Annotated in this window: 12 protein-coding genes; 7 read left to right on the top strand and 5 right to left on the bottom strand. The window is 53.2% G+C overall.

Features of this window, described 5'->3' with window-relative positions; all coding sequences use genetic code 11:
• Positions 1 to 15: 15 nt before the first annotated feature.
• Positions 16 to 1365 (bottom strand): lysine-sensitive aspartokinase 3, encoded by a 1350-nt coding sequence (lysC, locus tag IB222_RS21635; RefSeq protein WP_003826556.1) that lies wholly within the window; start codon positions 1363 to 1365, stop codon positions 16 to 18.
• Between the two features lie 314 nt (positions 1366 to 1679).
• Between lysC and pgi the strand changes: the two genes are divergently transcribed.
• The 6 genes from pgi to psiE all read left to right on the top strand — a co-directional run bounded on the left by pgi (position 1680) and on the right by psiE (position 8126).
• The gene (pgi, locus tag IB222_RS21630; RefSeq protein WP_003826559.1) at positions 1680 to 3329 is read left to right on the top strand and encodes a glucose-6-phosphate isomerase; all 1650 of its coding nucleotides are present in this window, start codon (positions 1680 to 1682) and stop codon (positions 3327 to 3329) included.
• Between the two features lie 391 nt (positions 3330 to 3720).
• On the top strand, positions 3721 to 3963 hold the full coding sequence (yjbE, locus tag IB222_RS21625) for an exopolysaccharide production protein YjbE (protein ID WP_003826562.1): 243 nt from the start codon (positions 3721 to 3723) through the stop codon (positions 3961 to 3963).
• Between the two features lie 118 nt (positions 3964 to 4081).
• Positions 4082 to 4720: a YjbF family lipoprotein gene (locus IB222_RS21620; RefSeq protein WP_126319535.1), complete on the top strand. Its 639-nt coding sequence runs from the start codon at positions 4082 to 4084 to the stop codon at positions 4718 to 4720.
• Positions 4717 to 5454 carry a capsule biosynthesis GfcC family protein gene (locus IB222_RS21615; protein WP_149385021.1) on the top strand — a complete coding sequence of 246 codons (738 nt, stop codon included), beginning with the start codon at positions 4717 to 4719 and terminating at the stop codon, positions 5452 to 5454. The genes IB222_RS21620 and IB222_RS21615 overlap by 4 nt, the downstream gene beginning before the upstream one ends.
• A complete protein-coding gene (locus IB222_RS21610; RefSeq protein WP_149385020.1) occupies positions 5454 to 7550 on the top strand; it encodes a YjbH domain-containing protein in 2097 nt (698 codons plus the stop codon). The genes IB222_RS21615 and IB222_RS21610 overlap by 1 nt, the downstream gene beginning before the upstream one ends.
• Before the next feature lie 165 nt (positions 7551 to 7715).
• Positions 7716 to 8126 (top strand): phosphate-starvation-inducible protein PsiE, encoded by a 411-nt coding sequence (gene psiE / locus IB222_RS21605; protein ID WP_063941223.1) that lies wholly within the window; start codon positions 7716 to 7718, stop codon positions 8124 to 8126.
• A gap of 45 nt (positions 8127 to 8171) precedes the next feature.
• On the opposite strand, the gene xylE is transcribed toward psiE, so the two are convergent.
• From xylE to malE, 4 genes are all read right to left on the bottom strand, one after another.
• Positions 8172 to 9647, bottom strand: coding sequence for a D-xylose transporter XylE (xylE, locus tag IB222_RS21600; RefSeq protein WP_003031675.1), 1476 nt, complete (start codon positions 9645 to 9647; stop codon positions 8172 to 8174).
• 324 nt (positions 9648 to 9971) lie between these two features.
• A complete protein-coding gene (gene malG / locus IB222_RS21595; protein ID WP_003826575.1) occupies positions 9972 to 10862 on the bottom strand; it encodes a maltose ABC transporter permease MalG in 891 nt (296 codons plus the stop codon).
• A gap of 216 nt (positions 10863 to 11078) precedes the next feature.
• Positions 11079 to 12623: a maltose ABC transporter permease MalF gene (malF, locus tag IB222_RS21590; RefSeq protein ID WP_003826577.1), complete on the bottom strand. Its 1545-nt coding sequence runs from the start codon at positions 12621 to 12623 to the stop codon at positions 11079 to 11081.
• Positions 12624 to 12753: 130 nt separating this feature from the next.
• The gene (gene malE, locus IB222_RS21585; protein WP_003031680.1) at positions 12754 to 13944 is read right to left on the bottom strand and encodes a maltose/maltodextrin ABC transporter substrate-binding protein MalE; all 1191 of its coding nucleotides are present in this window, start codon (positions 13942 to 13944) and stop codon (positions 12754 to 12756) included.
• Between the two features lie 360 nt (positions 13945 to 14304).
• Between malE and malK the strand changes: the two genes are divergently transcribed.
• Entirely contained in the window at positions 14305 to 15414 is a 1110-nt protein-coding gene (gene malK / locus IB222_RS21580; protein ID WP_003826581.1) for a maltose/maltodextrin ABC transporter ATP-binding protein MalK, read from the top strand.
• Positions 15415 to 15483: the final 69 nt, after the last annotated feature.

The following is a 15483-nucleotide window of genomic DNA, read 5'->3' as shown; positions in this document are numbered from 1 at the left end:
TTGCGTGATGAAATTTTATTCAAACAAATTATGGTGCAGCTTCTGTACCACTTGTTCGGCTTCAGTACCGGGCACCAGGAAGCACAGGTTATGGCTGGATGCGCCGTAGCAAATCATGCGGATGTTGAACGGTTCCAGTACGCCGAACACCTCTTTACCCACGCCACAGGCTTTGGACAGGTCGTTGCCAATCAGTGCCACCAGCGCCAGGCCTTCTTCCACTTCAACCCGACACAGTGCAGACAGTTCCATCAGCAGAGACTGTGTTAACAGTGTATCGCCGGTGGAGGTGGAGCCTGTAGTATCCAGTGTCAGCGCCACGCTGACTTCGGATGTGGTAATCAAATCTACCGAGATATTGTGGCGTGCCAAGATGCCGAACACTTCCGCTAAAAAGCCGCGAGAGTGCAGCATATTCAGGCTATGCAGCGTTAGCAGCGTTTGCTTACGGCGCAGTGCCAGCGCCCGGAACAGCGGTGGATTCGCGGTTTTATTGCATACCAGCGTACCGCCTGCTTTTGGATCCTTACTGGAGCCAACAAACACCGGGATATCGCTACGCACGGCTGGCAACAACGTTGCCGGGTGCAGCACTTTCGCGCCAAAGGTCGCCATTTCTGCGGCCTCTTCAAAGGCGATTTCATCAATACGCTGCGCCGCCGGAACAACGCGCGGATCGGTCGTGTAAATGCCTGGAACATCGGTCCAGATATCGACGCGCGTGGCGTGCAGCGCTTCGGCCAGCAGGGCAGCCGTATAATCGCTCCCGCCGCGCCCCAACGTGGTGGTGCGGCCTTTGCCTTCACTGCCGATAAAGCCCTGAGTAATCACCAGACCTTCGCTCAGACGTGGGGCCAACTGGAGCGTTGCCAGTTCGGCTAGCGCCGCGACGTCAGGCTCTGCGCGGCCAAAACGATCGTTGGTGCGCATCACTTTACGTACGTCAAACCACTGCGCCTGCACGTTGCGCTCACGCAGGATCTCGACGAACAGCAGGGTAGACATCAGTTCACCGTGGCTGACCAGTTCGTCGGTCAGCGCGGTTGAGGTCGCCAGTGACGCCGCTTCTGCCAGCGTGGTGATGTTTTCCAGCAGACGTTCGATCTCTTCACGGATCACGTTTGGATAACGCAGGCGCTCCAGAATATTGAACTGAATTTGACGAATGGCATCGAGTTTTTCGAAGCGCGCGGTTGGCTCCAGCCCTTCAGCCAGTGCGACCAGCAGGTTGGTGATCCCCGCAGAAGCGGAAAGTACCACTACACGGACGTTAGCATCAGAAAGCACTACATCAGCGCTGCGATTCATGGCATCAAAATCCGCCACGCTGGTACCGCCAAACTTGGAGACAACTACATCAGTCATAACTACCTCGTGTCAGGGAATGAATAGAGCGACCATGGCACATAAGGCAGAACAGAAACCGGTGCAGGCGCAAATGCAAATACCGTATTTATAAATAAAATGTGTAGCTTGCACTGTCAACGCTGGGATTATGCGGATTTTTCATGCTGCAACTGCGTTGAGTAACGGTACTAATAACAACGCTGATAACCGCTATACTTTTTAGCCACGTTTGGCGGATGCCCTGGCAATGGCATTAAAACAATCACACTTTTCTGTGACTGGCGTTACAATCGATCTCAGTCACAATTCTCAAAATCAGAAGAGTATTGCTAATGAAAAACATCAATCCAACGCAGACCTCAGCCTGGCAGGCACTACAAAAACACTTTGAAGAAATGAAAGACGTTACTATCGCGGATCTTTTCGCGAAAGATAGCGATCGTTTCACTAAGTTTTCCGCGACGTTTGACGATTTGATGCTGGTGGATTTCTCCAAAAACCGCATCACTGAAGAGACGCTGGCTAAACTGCAGGATCTGGCGAAAGAAACCGATTTGGCGGGCGCCATCAAGTCCATGTTCTCCGGTGAGAAAATCAACCGCACTGAAGACCGTGCCGTGCTGCACGTGGCGCTGCGCAACCGTAGCAATACGCCTATCATCGTTGACGGCAAAGATGTCATGCCGGAAGTGAATGCTGTGCTGGAGAAGATGAAATCCTTCTCTGAAGCGATCATCTCCGGAAGCTGGAAAGGCTATACCGGTAAAGCCATCACTGATGTAGTAAACATCGGTATCGGCGGTTCTGACCTCGGCCCGTTCATGGTGACCGAAGCGCTGCGTCCGTACAAAAATCACCTGAACATGCACTTTGTGTCTAACGTCGATGGTACGCACATTGCCGAAGTGCTGAAGAAAGTGAACCCAGAAACCACGCTGTTCCTGGTCGCTTCCAAAACCTTCACCACCCAGGAAACCATGACCAACGCCCACAGCGCGCGCGACTGGTTCCTGGCGACCGCAGGCGACAACAAGCACGTTGCCAAACACTTCGCTGCGCTTTCCACTAACGGTAAAGCGGTTGGCGAGTTCGGTATTGATACTGCCAATATGTTCGAGTTCTGGGACTGGGTAGGCGGTCGTTACTCCCTGTGGTCTGCAATCGGTCTGTCCATCATCCTGTCCGTAGGCTTCGACAACTTTGTTGAGCTGCTCTCCGGCGCGCATGCGATGGACAAACACTTCTCCACCACTCCGGCTGAGAAAAACCTGCCGGTGCTGCTGGCGCTGATCGGTATCTGGTACAACAACTTCTTCGGTGCCGAAACCGAAGCGATTCTGCCGTATGACCAGTATATGCACCGTTTCGCGGCTTACTTCCAGCAGGGCAACATGGAATCCAACGGTAAATACGTTGACCGTAACGGCAATGCGGTGGATTACCAGACTGGCCCAATCATCTGGGGTGAGCCGGGTACTAACGGCCAGCATGCGTTCTACCAGCTGATCCACCAGGGCACCAAAATGGTTCCATGCGATTTCATCGCGCCGGCCATCACCCACAACCCGCTGTCGGATCACCATCCGAAACTGCTGTCTAACTTCTTCGCGCAAACCGAAGCGCTGGCATTCGGTAAATCTCGTGAAGTGGTTGAGCAGGAATACCGCGACCAGGGTAAAGATCCGGCAACGTTGGACCACGTTGTGCCGTTCAAAGTGTTCGAAGGTAACCGCCCAACGAACTCCATCCTGCTGCGCGAAATCACGCCGTTCAGCCTGGGTGCGCTGATTGCACTGTACGAACATAAAATCTTCACTCAGGGCGCTATCCTGAATATCTTCACCTTTGACCAGTGGGGAGTTGAGCTGGGCAAACAGCTGGCGAACCGCATTCTGCCAGAGCTGAAAGATGGTTCAGAAGTGAGCAGCCACGACAGTTCTACCAACGGTTTGATTAACCGTTATAAGTCCTGGCGTGCCTGATAGCACACACTTGTAGGCCGGATAAGGCGTTTAGCCGCATCCGGCATTAATGAAATAAAAAGCCGATATTAATATCGGCTTTTTTGTAAGAATGCTCCAGGATATCTACGTTTTAACTTCATACCTTAATTGAGCTTAATCCTAAAATAATTTTATTAATGTTATTCAATTTCTTATTTTTTCGGATTTACCGGATGTTGCATTTTAATTTTTATATTTTAATTTGTTGATTTAGTTGTCTTTATTGTATTTTTTAATTATTTTTCCTTTCGTTATCTAATTATCCTAAATTCCCGCATGGCGTAATTTGCACACTTTGGTTTGTGTATACTCGATCTCGCCCGAAATTCTTTTGGGTAAATCTCCATTCATACAATGAAGGGAATTTTTAATGAAAAAAGTTCTGTATGGCCTGTGGGCTATATCTGCGCTTGCGGCGACTTCTGTCTATGCTGCCCCCGTTCAGGTGGGTGAGGCGGCAGGGTCGGCTGCCGCGTCGGTTTCGGCAGGAAGTTCCTCCGCAACCAGCGTGAGCACCGTAAGTTCTGCAGTGGGGGTCGCCCTGGCGGCGACCGGTGGTGGCGATGGTTCTAATACCGGAACTACAACCACTACAACCACCAGTACCCAGTAATAAAGGTACGTTTAATTCTAACCACACTTCGGTGTGGTTATTTTGAATTGCCAAAAGTCTGTGGGATTTGTAGGCCGGGTAAGCGTTGCGCCACCCGGCAATAATGCGGAGAAACGTCGTGAAGCGACCAGCGCTCATAATGGTTTGCCTGTTACTGCAGGCGTGCTCAGCCACCACCGAAGGGTTGGGGCATTCGCTGTGGGATAGCGTGTTTGGTACTCCCGGCGTACAGATGACGGACGATGAAATCCAAAATATGCCCTACGCCAGCCAGTATATGCAGCTAAACGGCGGTCCCCAGTTGTTTGTGGTACTCGCGTTTGCGGAAAACGGACAGCAGAAATGGGTGACTCAGGATCGGGCTATTCTCGTCACGCAGCATGGGCGCATTGTGAAAACGCATCTCGGTGGGGACAACCTAATCGAGGTGAATAATCTGGCGGCAGACCCGCTCCTCAAACCCAATCAGATAGTTGATGGCGCAACGTGGACCCGCACAATGGGCTGGACTGAACATCAGCAGGTACGCTATGCCACCGCGCGCTCGGTTTTCAAATGGGATGGCGCAGACACCATCAAGGTCGGCAGCGATGACACGCCGGTACGGATCCTCGCTGAAGAGATAACTACCGATCAAACGCGCTGGCATAACCGCTACTGGATCGACAGTGAAGGGCAGATTCGCCAGTCGGAACAGTATCTTGGCGCGCATTACTTCCCGGTGAAAACCACGCTGATTAAGGCGCCAAAATCATGATCAAACGAGCCGTTATGGCGCTGCTGTTGAGCCTGAGCGCAGCGTCTGTTTTTGCTGCGGGCAGCGTTAAAGTCTTTACCCCCGCCAGCGAAGAGCCAAAAACGCTGACCGGGGCCGAACATCTGCTCGACCTGGTCGGACAGCCGCTGTTGAGCAATAGCTGGTGGCCAGGTGCGGTTATCAGCGAAGAGCGGGCAACGACGGAGGCGGGACGTCAGCAGCAGGCGTTACTGGCTCGCCTGGCGACACTGGGCGCTGAAGAAAGCGGTGACGATGCTGCCGCTATCAACGCATTACGCCAGCAAATTCAGGCGTTGAAGGTGACCGGCAGGCAGATGATTAATCTTGACCCGGATGTTGTGCGCGTCAGCGAGCGAGGAAACCCGCCGTTGCAGGGCAATTACACGCTGTGGGTCGGAGCGCAGCCAACGCATATCACGCTGTTTGGCCTGCTAAGCCATCCGGGTAAACAACCGTTTATGCCCGGGCGTGATGTTGCCAGTTATCTCGATGGGCAAAGTCGGCTCAGCGGTGCGGATCGTAGCTTCGCCTGGGTTATTTATCCCGACGGGCGCACGCAAAAAGTACCGGTCGCTTACTGGAACAAACGTCACGTTGAGCCGATGCCCGGCAGCATCATTTATGTCGGACTCTCTGATGCTGTCTGGAGCAGCACCCCGGATGAAATTAATGCCGACATTCTTCGCACCCTGACCCAGCGGATACCCGAATAATGAGAAAAACTTACCTGCTCAGCGTATTGGCGCTGGGCGTAAGCGTTGCCTGCCATGGTGAAACCTGGCCCGCGCCCATTGGACCTTCGCAGTCCGATTTTGGCGGCGTGGGGCTGCTGCAAACCCCAACCGCACGCATGGCGCGCGAGGGCGAAATGAGCCTCAATTACCGCGATAACGATCAGTACCGCTACTACTCTGCGTCGGTGCAGCTCTTCCCGTGGCTGGAAACCACGCTGCGCTATACCGATGTGCGTACCAAAAAATACAGTAGCGTGGAGTCATTTTCTGGCGATCAGACTTACAAGGATAAAGCTTTTGATCTCAAACTGCGGCTGTGGGAAGAGAGCTACTGGATGCCGCAGGTGGCGGTTGGCGCGCGGGATATTGGCGGAACCGGCCTGTTCGATGCGGAGTATATTGTGGCGAATAAAGCCTGGGGGCCGTTTGATTTCTCGCTTGGTCTGGGCTGGGGATATCTCGGGACCAGCGGCAACGTCAGCAATCCGTTTTGCTCATACAGCGATAAATTCTGCTATCGCGATAACAGTTATAAGCAGGCCGGTTCTATTGACGGCAGCCAGATGTTCCACGGCCCGGCATCGCTGTTTGGCGGCGTCGAGTATCAGACACCCTGGCAGCCGTTGCGTCTGAAACTGGAGTATGAGGGAAACAATTACCAGCAGGATTTTGCGGGCAAGCTGGATCAGAAGAGCAAGTTTAACGTCGGCGCTATTTATCGTGTCACCGATTGGGCCGACGTTAACCTCAGCTATGAGCGCGGGAACACCTTTATGTTTGGGGTCACGCTGCGGACTAACTTCAACGATCTGCGGCCAAACTATAACGACAACGCCCGCCCGAGATATCAGCCACAGCCGCAGGATGCCATCCTGCAACACTCGGTGGTGGCGAATCAACTAACGCTGCTGAAATATAACGCCGGACTGGCCGATCCTAAAATTCAGGTGCAGGGCGATACGCTGTATGTGACCGGTGAACAGGTGAAATATCGTGATTCGCGCGAAGGGATCGAACGTGCCAACCGGATCGTGATGAACGATCTTCCCGACGGGATCCGCACGATCCGTATTACGGAAAATCGTCTTAACTTACCGCAGGTGACGACCGAAACGGAGGTTTCCAGCCTCAAGCGTCATCTGGAAGGCGAACCGTTGGGCCATGAAACCCAGCTGGCGCAAAAACGCGTTGAGCCTGTGGTGCCGAAAACGACCGAGCAGGGCTGGTATATCGATAAGTCACGCTTCGATTTCCACATCGATCCGGTGCTTAACCAGTCAGTGGGCGGCCCGGAAAACTTCTATATGTATCAGTTGGGCGTGATGGGAACGGCGGATTGGTGGGTTACCGATCACCTGCTGACCACCGGGAGTTTGTTCGCCAACCTCGCCAATAACTATGACAAATTTAACTACACCAACCCGCCGCAGGATTCGCATTTGCCACGAGTGCGTACCCATGTGCGCGAGTATGTGCAAAACGATGTCTACGTGAATAACCTGCAGGCCAACTACTTCCAGTCACTCGGAAACGGGTTCTACGGACAGGTTTACGGTGGCTATCTGGAAACCATGTACGGCGGAGCGGGGGCGGAAGTGCTGTATCGTCCGCTGGACAGCAACTGGGCGTTGGGTGTTGATGCCAACTACGTGAAACAGCGTGACTGGCGTAGCGCGCAGGATATGATGAAATTCACCGACTACAGCGTGAAGACCGGGCATTTGACGGCGTACTGGAATCCGTCATTCGCTCAGGATGTACTGGTAAAAGCCAGCGTGGGCCAGTATCTGGCGGGAGATAAGGGCGGAACGCTGGAAATGGCGAAGCGCTTTGACAGCGGCGTTGTGGTCGGCGGCTATGCGACCATCACCGACGCCTCGCCGGATGAGTACGGAGAGGGTGATTTTACCAAAGGGGTGTACGTATCCGTGCCGCTGGATCTGTTCTCGTCTGGCCCGACCCGCAGCCGTGCGGCGATTGGCTGGACGCCGTTAACGCGTGATGGCGGCCAGCAGCTTGGACGTAAGTTTGGTCTGTACGACATGACCAGCGACAGAAGTGAGAACTTCCGGTAATACGCGATCGCCTGGTGCGCAGAGCTTACCGGGCCGTAGGCCGGATAAGGCAAAGCCGCCATCCGGCAAGGACCTTCTGGAGAACAAAAAATAAACAAAAAATGTAGATCTCTGTCACATTTTTGCGTTATACAGGAACCTCGCCACTGAGTAAGAGGTGCTGTTATGACGTCGCTATCTCGTCCGCGCGTGGAGTTTATCTCCACCATCTTACAGACCGTGTTGAATCTGGGGCTGCTGACTCTGGGCCTGATCCTGGTTGTATTCCTCGGGAAAGAAACGCTGCATCTGGCGGATGTGCTGTTCGCGCCGGAACAAACAAGCAAGTATGAGCTGGTGGAAGGGCTGGTGGTTTACTTCCTCTACTTTGAATTTATCGCGCTGATTGTGAAGTACTTTCAGTCAGGGTTTCACTTTCCGTTGCGCTATTTTGTCTATATTGGGATCACCGCGATTGTGCGGTTGATCATCGTCGATCATAAAGCACCGATGGATGTACTGATCTATTCCGCGGCGATCCTGCTGCTGGTGATCACCCTGTGGCTGTGTAATTCCAAACGGCTGAAGCGAGAGTAAAAGACAACACGCCGCAATCGGACCGCGGCGTGTTGCAGGTCAGGATTACTGCGCAGAGGCAGGCTGGGTTTTCTCTGCGGCGGGTTCCCACAGTTCTTCAAGTTCTTCCAGCGTTTTGCCTTTGGTTTCCGGTACAAACTTCCACATAAACAGCGCCGCCAGAATACCCATACAACCGTAAATCCAGTAGGAGAAACCGTTGTGGAAATGGGAAACCAGCCACGAATTTTTGTCCATCATCGGGAAGGTCCAGGAGACGAAGTAGTTCGCCAGCCATTGAGCGGCAACGGCAATGGCGAGCGCTTTGCCACGAATCGCATTGGGGAAGATTTCTGCCAGCAACACCCAGCAAACCGGTCCCCAGGACATGGCGAATGCGGCGACGTAAAACAGCATCGACAGCAGTGCAACCAGCCCGGAAGCCTGGGTATAAAACGCGGTACCGAGGCTGAACATACCGATGGCCATGCCCAGAGCGCCAATAATCTGCAGCGGTTTGCGACCAAATTTATCCACCGTCATGATCGCCAGCACGGTGAAGCTCAGGTTGATCACGCCAACAATGATGGTCTGTAACAGCGCCACATCGGTGCTGGCTCCCAGCGTTTTAAACACCTCCGGGGCGTAGTAGAGCACGACGTTAATACCGACGAATTGCTGGAAGATAGACAGCATTACGCCGATGACGATAACGCCTGCGCCAAACATCAGCAGGCGACCACCGGTTTTACGACCATGTTCCAGTGACTGATTGATCTCCTGCATGGCCTGGGTGGCGAGGGTGCTGCCCATAATTTTGCGCAGAATACCTTCCGCTTGTTCGTGTCTGCCACGCGCCATCAGCCAGCGTGGACTTTCCGGTACGGTGTACAACAGCAGTAAAAACAGCAGGGCGGGAATACTTTCGGACGCAAACATATAGCGCCAGCCATCGGTATTCAGCCAGTTAGCATCGCCAGAACGGGCGATAAAATAGTTAACGCAATACACCAACAGTTGACCGAAAATAATGGCGAACTGGTTAAATGACACCAGTTTCCCACGAATGTGTGCGGGTGCCAGTTCTGCAATATACATTGGTGAGAGCATTGAAGCTAAACCTACGCCAATACCCCCAATGATACGATAAATAACAAATTCGGGAACGTATCCTGCTAAATAAACGGGTACGGCGTTATCTGGGTTAATAGTCGTAAAACCTAATTCTGGCCAAGCGGAACCAATACCGGAAATAAAGAACAGCAGAGCCGCGATTTTCAGCGAGTCCCGGCGGCCAAACCGGTTACTACAATAGCCGCCCAGGGCACCGCCGATGATGCAGCCTATCAACGCACTGGCGACGCAAAAGCCCAACAGCGAGTTGGCGGCGGATTCACTTAAATGTTGTGGGGCGACAAACACGGTATTCAGGGATTCTACCGTTCCGGATATGACCGCAGTGTCGTAGCCGAATAATAGCCCTCCTAACGTTGCCACTAATGTAATCGAAAAAATATAACTGGAATTATATTGGGTGTTCATTCAGACCTGCCTTAGAGGATACAGCTCTTTTGATCAGTGCCGTGATGTTGAATTTAACAGGCAGGGAAGACAATTATCATTTTTTACATTGCAATTACGTTTTGTCTTTTCTGTGATCTTAATTCTGTTTGATTTATCTATATTCAGACAGAAAATAGAATTGCAGTGATGGAGAGCACGAAAGGAAATAATCGTAACAGTGATGCAAAATAACATAAAAAAAGGGCGCTCCGTAGAGCGCCGAATAACAGTCACAGGTTGGGATAACATAAGTTGAGGGTTGCAGTGGCATTGCCCGTTGCCGGGCAGGTACTTCGGTAAAACTTAACCTTTCACACCACCCGCGGTCAGACCGTTGACTAGCCAGCGCTGCGCCAGCAAGAACACCAGAGTGATCGGAATGGCTGAAAGTACAGCCGCGGCGGCAAAGTCGCCCCACAAATAGTTCTGTGGGTTGAGGTACTGCTGCATACCTACCGCAAGGGTATAGCTGTTCACATCACGCAGCAGCAGTGACGCGACCGGTACTTCGGTAATAGCGGCAATGAAAGACAGAATAAACACGACCGCCAGAATCGGAACGGAAAGCGGCAGCAGCACCAGGCGGAATGCCTGCCACGGCGTAGCGCCATCCAGCGCGGCCGCTTCTTCCAGTGAACCGTCGATAGTTTCGAAATAGCCCTTTATCGTCCATACATGCAGCGCAATACCGCCGAGGTAGGCGAAGATCACGCCGCCGTGCGTGTTCAGGCCGATAAACGGAATGTACTGGCCCAGGCGATCAAACAAAGCATACAACGCGACCAGAGACAGCACCGCCGGGAACATCTGGAAAATCAGCATCCCTTTCAGCAGGGTTGCTTTGCCCGGGAAACGCATACGAGCAAAGGCGTAAGCACAGGTAGTGGAAAGCGTCACGATACCGATCGCGGTAATGCTGGCCACTTTCACCGAGTTCCACAGCCATAACAGTACCGGGAACGGCGGTGGCGTCACACGGCCATCCGCGTGTTCAACGCTAAAGCCCAGCGCCAGTTTCCAGTGTTCCCAGGAGATGTTTTCCGGGATCAGGCTGCCGGTGGCAAAGTTACCTTCGCGCAGCGAGATAGCGATAACCATCAGCAGCGGGAACATGATCGCCGCGATAAAAATCAGCAGCCCTAAGTGCGTTGCGAATAAACGTAACTTCTGAGATTTGGGTTGAACCATAGCCATAATATTTTTACTCCCCTTGATACCGCTCCAGGCTATTTTGCTTGCCATTTTGAACTCGGGCAGTGCTCAGACAAAACTCACAGAGTTTTGAACGCCCCTTAGGGCGGCCCGAAGGGTGAGCGCTGCGAATCATCCTCACGTACTACGTGTACGCTCCGGTTCTTCCGCGCTGGCCGAGCTCAAACTGCCCGCGCCAATGACGCCTGGTTATTCCAATTAATCAAACTTCATACGTGTGGCTTTCAGGTTCACAATCGCCAGCGCACCAACCAGCAGGAAGATCAGCGTAGCAATCGCCGCCGCCAGACCGAAGTCCTGACCACCGCCGCCTTCAAAGGCGATACGGTAGGTGTAGCTCACGAGCAGGTCGGTATAACCGGCTGGTGTGGTGGTACCAAGACGGTCCGGACCACCGTTGGTCAACAGCTGAATCAGCACGAAGTTGTTAAAGTTAAAGGCGAAGCTGGCGATCATCAGCGGCGTCAGCGGCTTAATCAACAGCGGTAGCGTTATCTTAAAGAAGTTCTGGAACGGACCTGCGCCATCCATCGCTGAGGCTTCATACAGGTCGTCAGGAATCGCTTTCAGCAGACCCATGCACAGGATCATCATGTATGGATAACCGAGCCAGGTGTTGACGATAATAATCATCGAACGCGCGGTGGTTGGATCGCTGAACCAGGCCGGTTTGATGCCAAACAGCGCGCTCAGCATCATGTTGATTTCACCAAAGCTCTGGTTGAATAAGCCCTTGAAAATCAGAATCGAGATAAACGACGGTACGGCATACGGAAGAATCAGCAGGACGCGGTAAATCGCTTTGCCTTTGAGAGACTCCCACTGTACGAGACAGGCCAGCACCATGCCCACGGCAACGGTCAAAATAACGGTCAGTACCGAGAAGACCACCGTCCAGACGAAGATGGCGAAGAACGGTTTCTGGATGCCTTCGTCGGTAAACACGCGGGTGAAGTTATCCCAGCCGATGGCAACGGTGTAGCCCGGGCTGAGTTTTTCGCTACCCCAGCTACCGTCAGCGTTAATCGCCTGATAATAACCAATATCGTTGTTGGCGCGGTATTTTACGCCGCTCTGGCTGTTGGTGAGTGTGCCGTCTTCAGCGAGCGTATAAAGTGGCTGCGTGCCGGAAAACTGGCGCAACGAACTCATGGTAACTTTGCTTTCATCCGGCAGGATGGCGGTCAATTGGGTAAGCGCCTGGCGATTCTGCGTGATGATACGCAGCGTTGCACGCTCGCCTGCCGGCAGCGCCTCGGCTTCTTTCAGTTGCAGTTTCTGCTCGCCGCCAAATTTAAAAGCGTCAGAAAGGTAATTCTTGCCGGTTTCACCGTCGGTGAGGGCCAGTTGCCACTCATCACCCGCCGGATACAGGCCAAAGTTGTAGGTTTTCCCAGCCTGATACGAACGATCCATCAGGACTTCCTGAGCGCGTTCAAAGGTCAGCTGGTTGGTACTGCTGTAGTTGGTAAAGGCAATGGCGATCGTACAAATCAACGGAAACAGGACAAACAGCCCCATACCGGCAACGCCCGGGTAAACATAGCGCCAGGCATAGGCTTTACGGTTAGCGAAAATATACAGGCCAGCAGAGCTTAAAATCAGCGTCATGATGGCAAACAGGTACTCCCCCTGAGCGTACATCAAAACAACAAGGTAACCGACCAGCAGCCCAAGCAGACCCATCACTGACCATTTCAGCGTGTCGCTTTGCCACCAGTGTTTCTTTTTAATGACATCCATGGGGATCTTCCTCTACAACATTGAACATCTGTCGGCAAAAGTGCCTGATGGCGCTGCGCTTATCAGGCCTACGGTGAGTTGTAGGCCGGATAAGGCATTTATGCCGCCATCCGGCACGTGTGCTACAGCACTACTTGGTGATACGACCCTGCGCGTCTTTCAGTGCGGCATCGACGGTCTGACGGCCGCTGGCTGCGTTGATCACTGCGGTACGAACGGCATACCAGAATGCGGACATCTGTGGGATGTTCGGCATGATTTCGCCTTTCTGGGCGTTATCCATAGTGGCGGCGATACGTGGGTCTTTCGCTAACTGATCCTGGAAGGATTTCAGCGCAACGGCGCCCAGCGGTTTGTCCTTGTTCACTTCATCCAGACCCTGATCGGTCAGCAGGTAGTTTTCGAGGAACTCTTTCGCCAGTTCTTTGTTCGGGCTGGCGGCGTTGATACCGGCGCTCAGAACGCCAACAAACGGTTTAGACGCTTTTCCTTTGAAGGTTGGCAGCAGCGTGACGCCGTAGTTGATTTTACTCTTATCGATGTTGGACCACGCCCACGGACCGTTGATGGTCATCGCGGTATCGCCTTTGTTAAAGGCCGCTTCGGCGATGGAGTAATCAGTATCCGCGTTCATGTGTTTGTTCTTGATCAGATCAACCAGGAAGGTCAGACCCGCTTTCGCGCCAGCGTTATCCACGCCCACGTCTTTCACATCGTACTTACCGTTCTCAAACTTGAACGCGTAACCACCGTCGGCGGCAATCAGCGGCCAGGTGAAGTACGGTTCTTGCAGGTTAAACATCAGCGCGGATTTACCTTTCGCCTTCAGCTCTTTATCCAGTGCAGGAATTTCTTCCCAGGTTTTCGGTGGATTTGGAACGAGGTCTTTGTTGTAAATCAGCGACAGCGCTTCAACCGCGATCGGGTAGGCAATCAGTTTGCCGTTATAGCGTACGGCATCCCAGGTGAACGGATAGAGCTTGTCCTGGAACGCTTTGTCAGGCGTGATTTCAGCCAGCAGGCCAGACTGAGCGTAGCCGCCAAAACGGTCATGTGCCCAGAAGATGATGTCCGGGCCGTCGCCGGTCGCGGCAACCTGCGGGAATTTCTCTTCCAGTTTGTCAGGGTGCTCAATAGTGACTTTGATCCCGGTGTCTTTCTCGAATTTTTTGCCCACTTCAGCGAGGCCGTTATAGCCTTTGTCGCCGTTAATCCAGATAACCAGCTTACCTTCTTCAATCTTGGCGAGAGCCGAGGCGGAAAACATCATCGTCGTTAATGCAGACAATGCGAGGATGCGTGCGCCAGTTTTGATTTTCATAGTTCCCATCCTGTTTGGTGATTTTGCAGAGGTGGCTTAACGGTTACTAGTTTCTTTATACGACAACCTCTTTCCATCCTCCTTACCCCTACGCCCCACCCGCTCTTTATGTGATCTGTGTTACATAAATGTGAGTATTGCGTACTGGCGCACATAAAAACCCACCGATTTTTGCAGGCTGCATCACGAAATTCCTCTGAGGCTGGTGGCCCGGGTCTCAGACGCTGCTCTCTCATCCTCCCGCCTCCTCCCCCATAAAAAAGCCGGGGGGTGGAGGATTCACGCAGTCAAGGGATCGCGCATAGTCAGCCCATCATGAATGTTGCTGTCGATGACAGGTTGTAACGAAGGGAGAAGGGCATGGCGAGCGTACAGCTACGAAATGTAACGAAAGCCTGGGGTGACGTGGTGGTATCGAAAGATATCAATCTCGACATTCACGAAGGGGAATTCGTGGTGTTTGTCGGACCGTCAGGCTGCGGTAAGTCGACCTTGCTGCGTATGATCGCCGGACTTGAAACCATCACCAGTGGTGACCTGTTTATCGGGGAGACCCGGATGAACGACATTCCGCCCGCCGAACGTGGTGTAGGCATGGTCTTTCAGTCCTACGCGTTGTATCCCCATTTGTCTGTCGCGGAGAACATGTCGTTCGGCCTCAAACTGGCCGGGGCGAAAAAAGAGGTGATGAACCAGCGCGTGAACCAGGTTGCGGAAGTTCTGCAACTGGCACACCTGCTGGAGCGTAAACCAAAAGCGCTTTCCGGCGGACAACGTCAGCGTGTGGCGATTGGCCGTACGCTGGTCGCCGAACCGCGCGTATTCCTGCTGGACGAACCACTGTCGAACCTCGATGCCGCTCTGCGCGTGCAGATGCGTATTGAAATCTCCCGCCTGCATAAACGTCTTGGCCGCACGATGATTTACGTTACCCACGATCAGGTCGAAGCGATGACGCTGGCCGACAAAATTGTGGTGCTGGATGCCGGTCGCGTAGCGCAGGTTGGTAAGCCTCTGGAACTGTATCACTACCCGGCTGACCGCTTTGTGGCGGGCTTCATTGGTTCACCGAAGATGAACTTCCTGCCGGTGAAAGTCACGGCAACGGCTATCGATCAGGTGCAGGTTGAACTGCCCAACCGCCAGCAAATATGGCTCCCGGTAGACAGCCATGCGGTACAGGTTGGCGCCAACATGTCTTTAGGTATCCGCCCGGAACATCTGCTGCCCAGCGATATCGCCGATGTCACCCTCGAAGGTGAAGTGCAGGTGGTCGAGCAGCTTGGTCACGAAACACAAATTCATATCCAGATCCCCGCCATCCGTCAGAACCTGGTTTACCGCCAGAACGACGTGGTGTTGGTAGAAGAGGGTGCCACATTCGCTATCGGCCTGCCGCCAGAGCGTTGCCATCTGTTCCGTGAGGATGGCACTGCATGTCGTCGGTTGCACAAAGAGCCGGGCGTTTAAGGTCCCCATAAAAAAACGAAACGCAAAACCATTCGCAGTTTTAGAAGGTGGCAGCGTTTAAAGAAAAGC

Source organism: Citrobacter sp. C13, assembly GCF_014596815.2.
Classification (GTDB): Bacteria; Pseudomonadota; Gammaproteobacteria; order Enterobacterales; family Enterobacteriaceae; genus Citrobacter; species Citrobacter portucalensis.
Note: the sequence above shows the minus strand (reverse complement) of the source record. Positions and strands in the feature narration are given on the sequence as shown.

Bases quoted from the DNA above. Each gene is read 5' to 3' on its own strand.
- lysC (WP_003826556.1), bottom strand. From the start codon at position 1,365: ATGACTGATGTAGTTGTCTCCAAGTTTGGCGGTACCAGCGTGGCGGAT.
- pgi (WP_003826559.1), top strand. From the start codon at position 1,680: ATGAAAAACATCAATCCAACGCAGACCTCAGCCTGGCAGGCACTACAA.
- yjbE (WP_003826562.1), top strand. From the start codon at position 3,721: ATGAAAAAAGTTCTGTATGGCCTGTGGGCTATATCTGCGCTTGCGGCG.
- IB222_RS21615 (WP_149385021.1), top strand. From the start codon at position 4,717: ATGATCAAACGAGCCGTTATGGCGCTGCTGTTGAGCCTGAGCGCAGCG.
- IB222_RS21610 (WP_149385020.1), top strand. From the start codon at position 5,454: ATGAGAAAAACTTACCTGCTCAGCGTATTGGCGCTGGGCGTAAGCGTT.
- psiE (WP_063941223.1), top strand. From the start codon at position 7,716: ATGACGTCGCTATCTCGTCCGCGCGTGGAGTTTATCTCCACCATCTTA.
- xylE (WP_003031675.1), bottom strand. From the start codon at position 9,647: ATGAACACCCAATATAATTCCAGTTATATTTTTTCGATTACATTAGTG.
- malG (WP_003826575.1), bottom strand. From the start codon at position 10,862: ATGGCTATGGTTCAACCCAAATCTCAGAAGTTACGTTTATTCGCAACG.
- malF (WP_003826577.1), bottom strand. From the start codon at position 12,623: ATGGATGTCATTAAAAAGAAACACTGGTGGCAAAGCGACACGCTGAAA.
- malE (WP_003031680.1), bottom strand. From the start codon at position 13,944: ATGAAAATCAAAACTGGCGCACGCATCCTCGCATTGTCTGCATTAACG.
- malK (WP_003826581.1), top strand. From the start codon at position 14,305: ATGGCGAGCGTACAGCTACGAAATGTAACGAAAGCCTGGGGTGACGTG.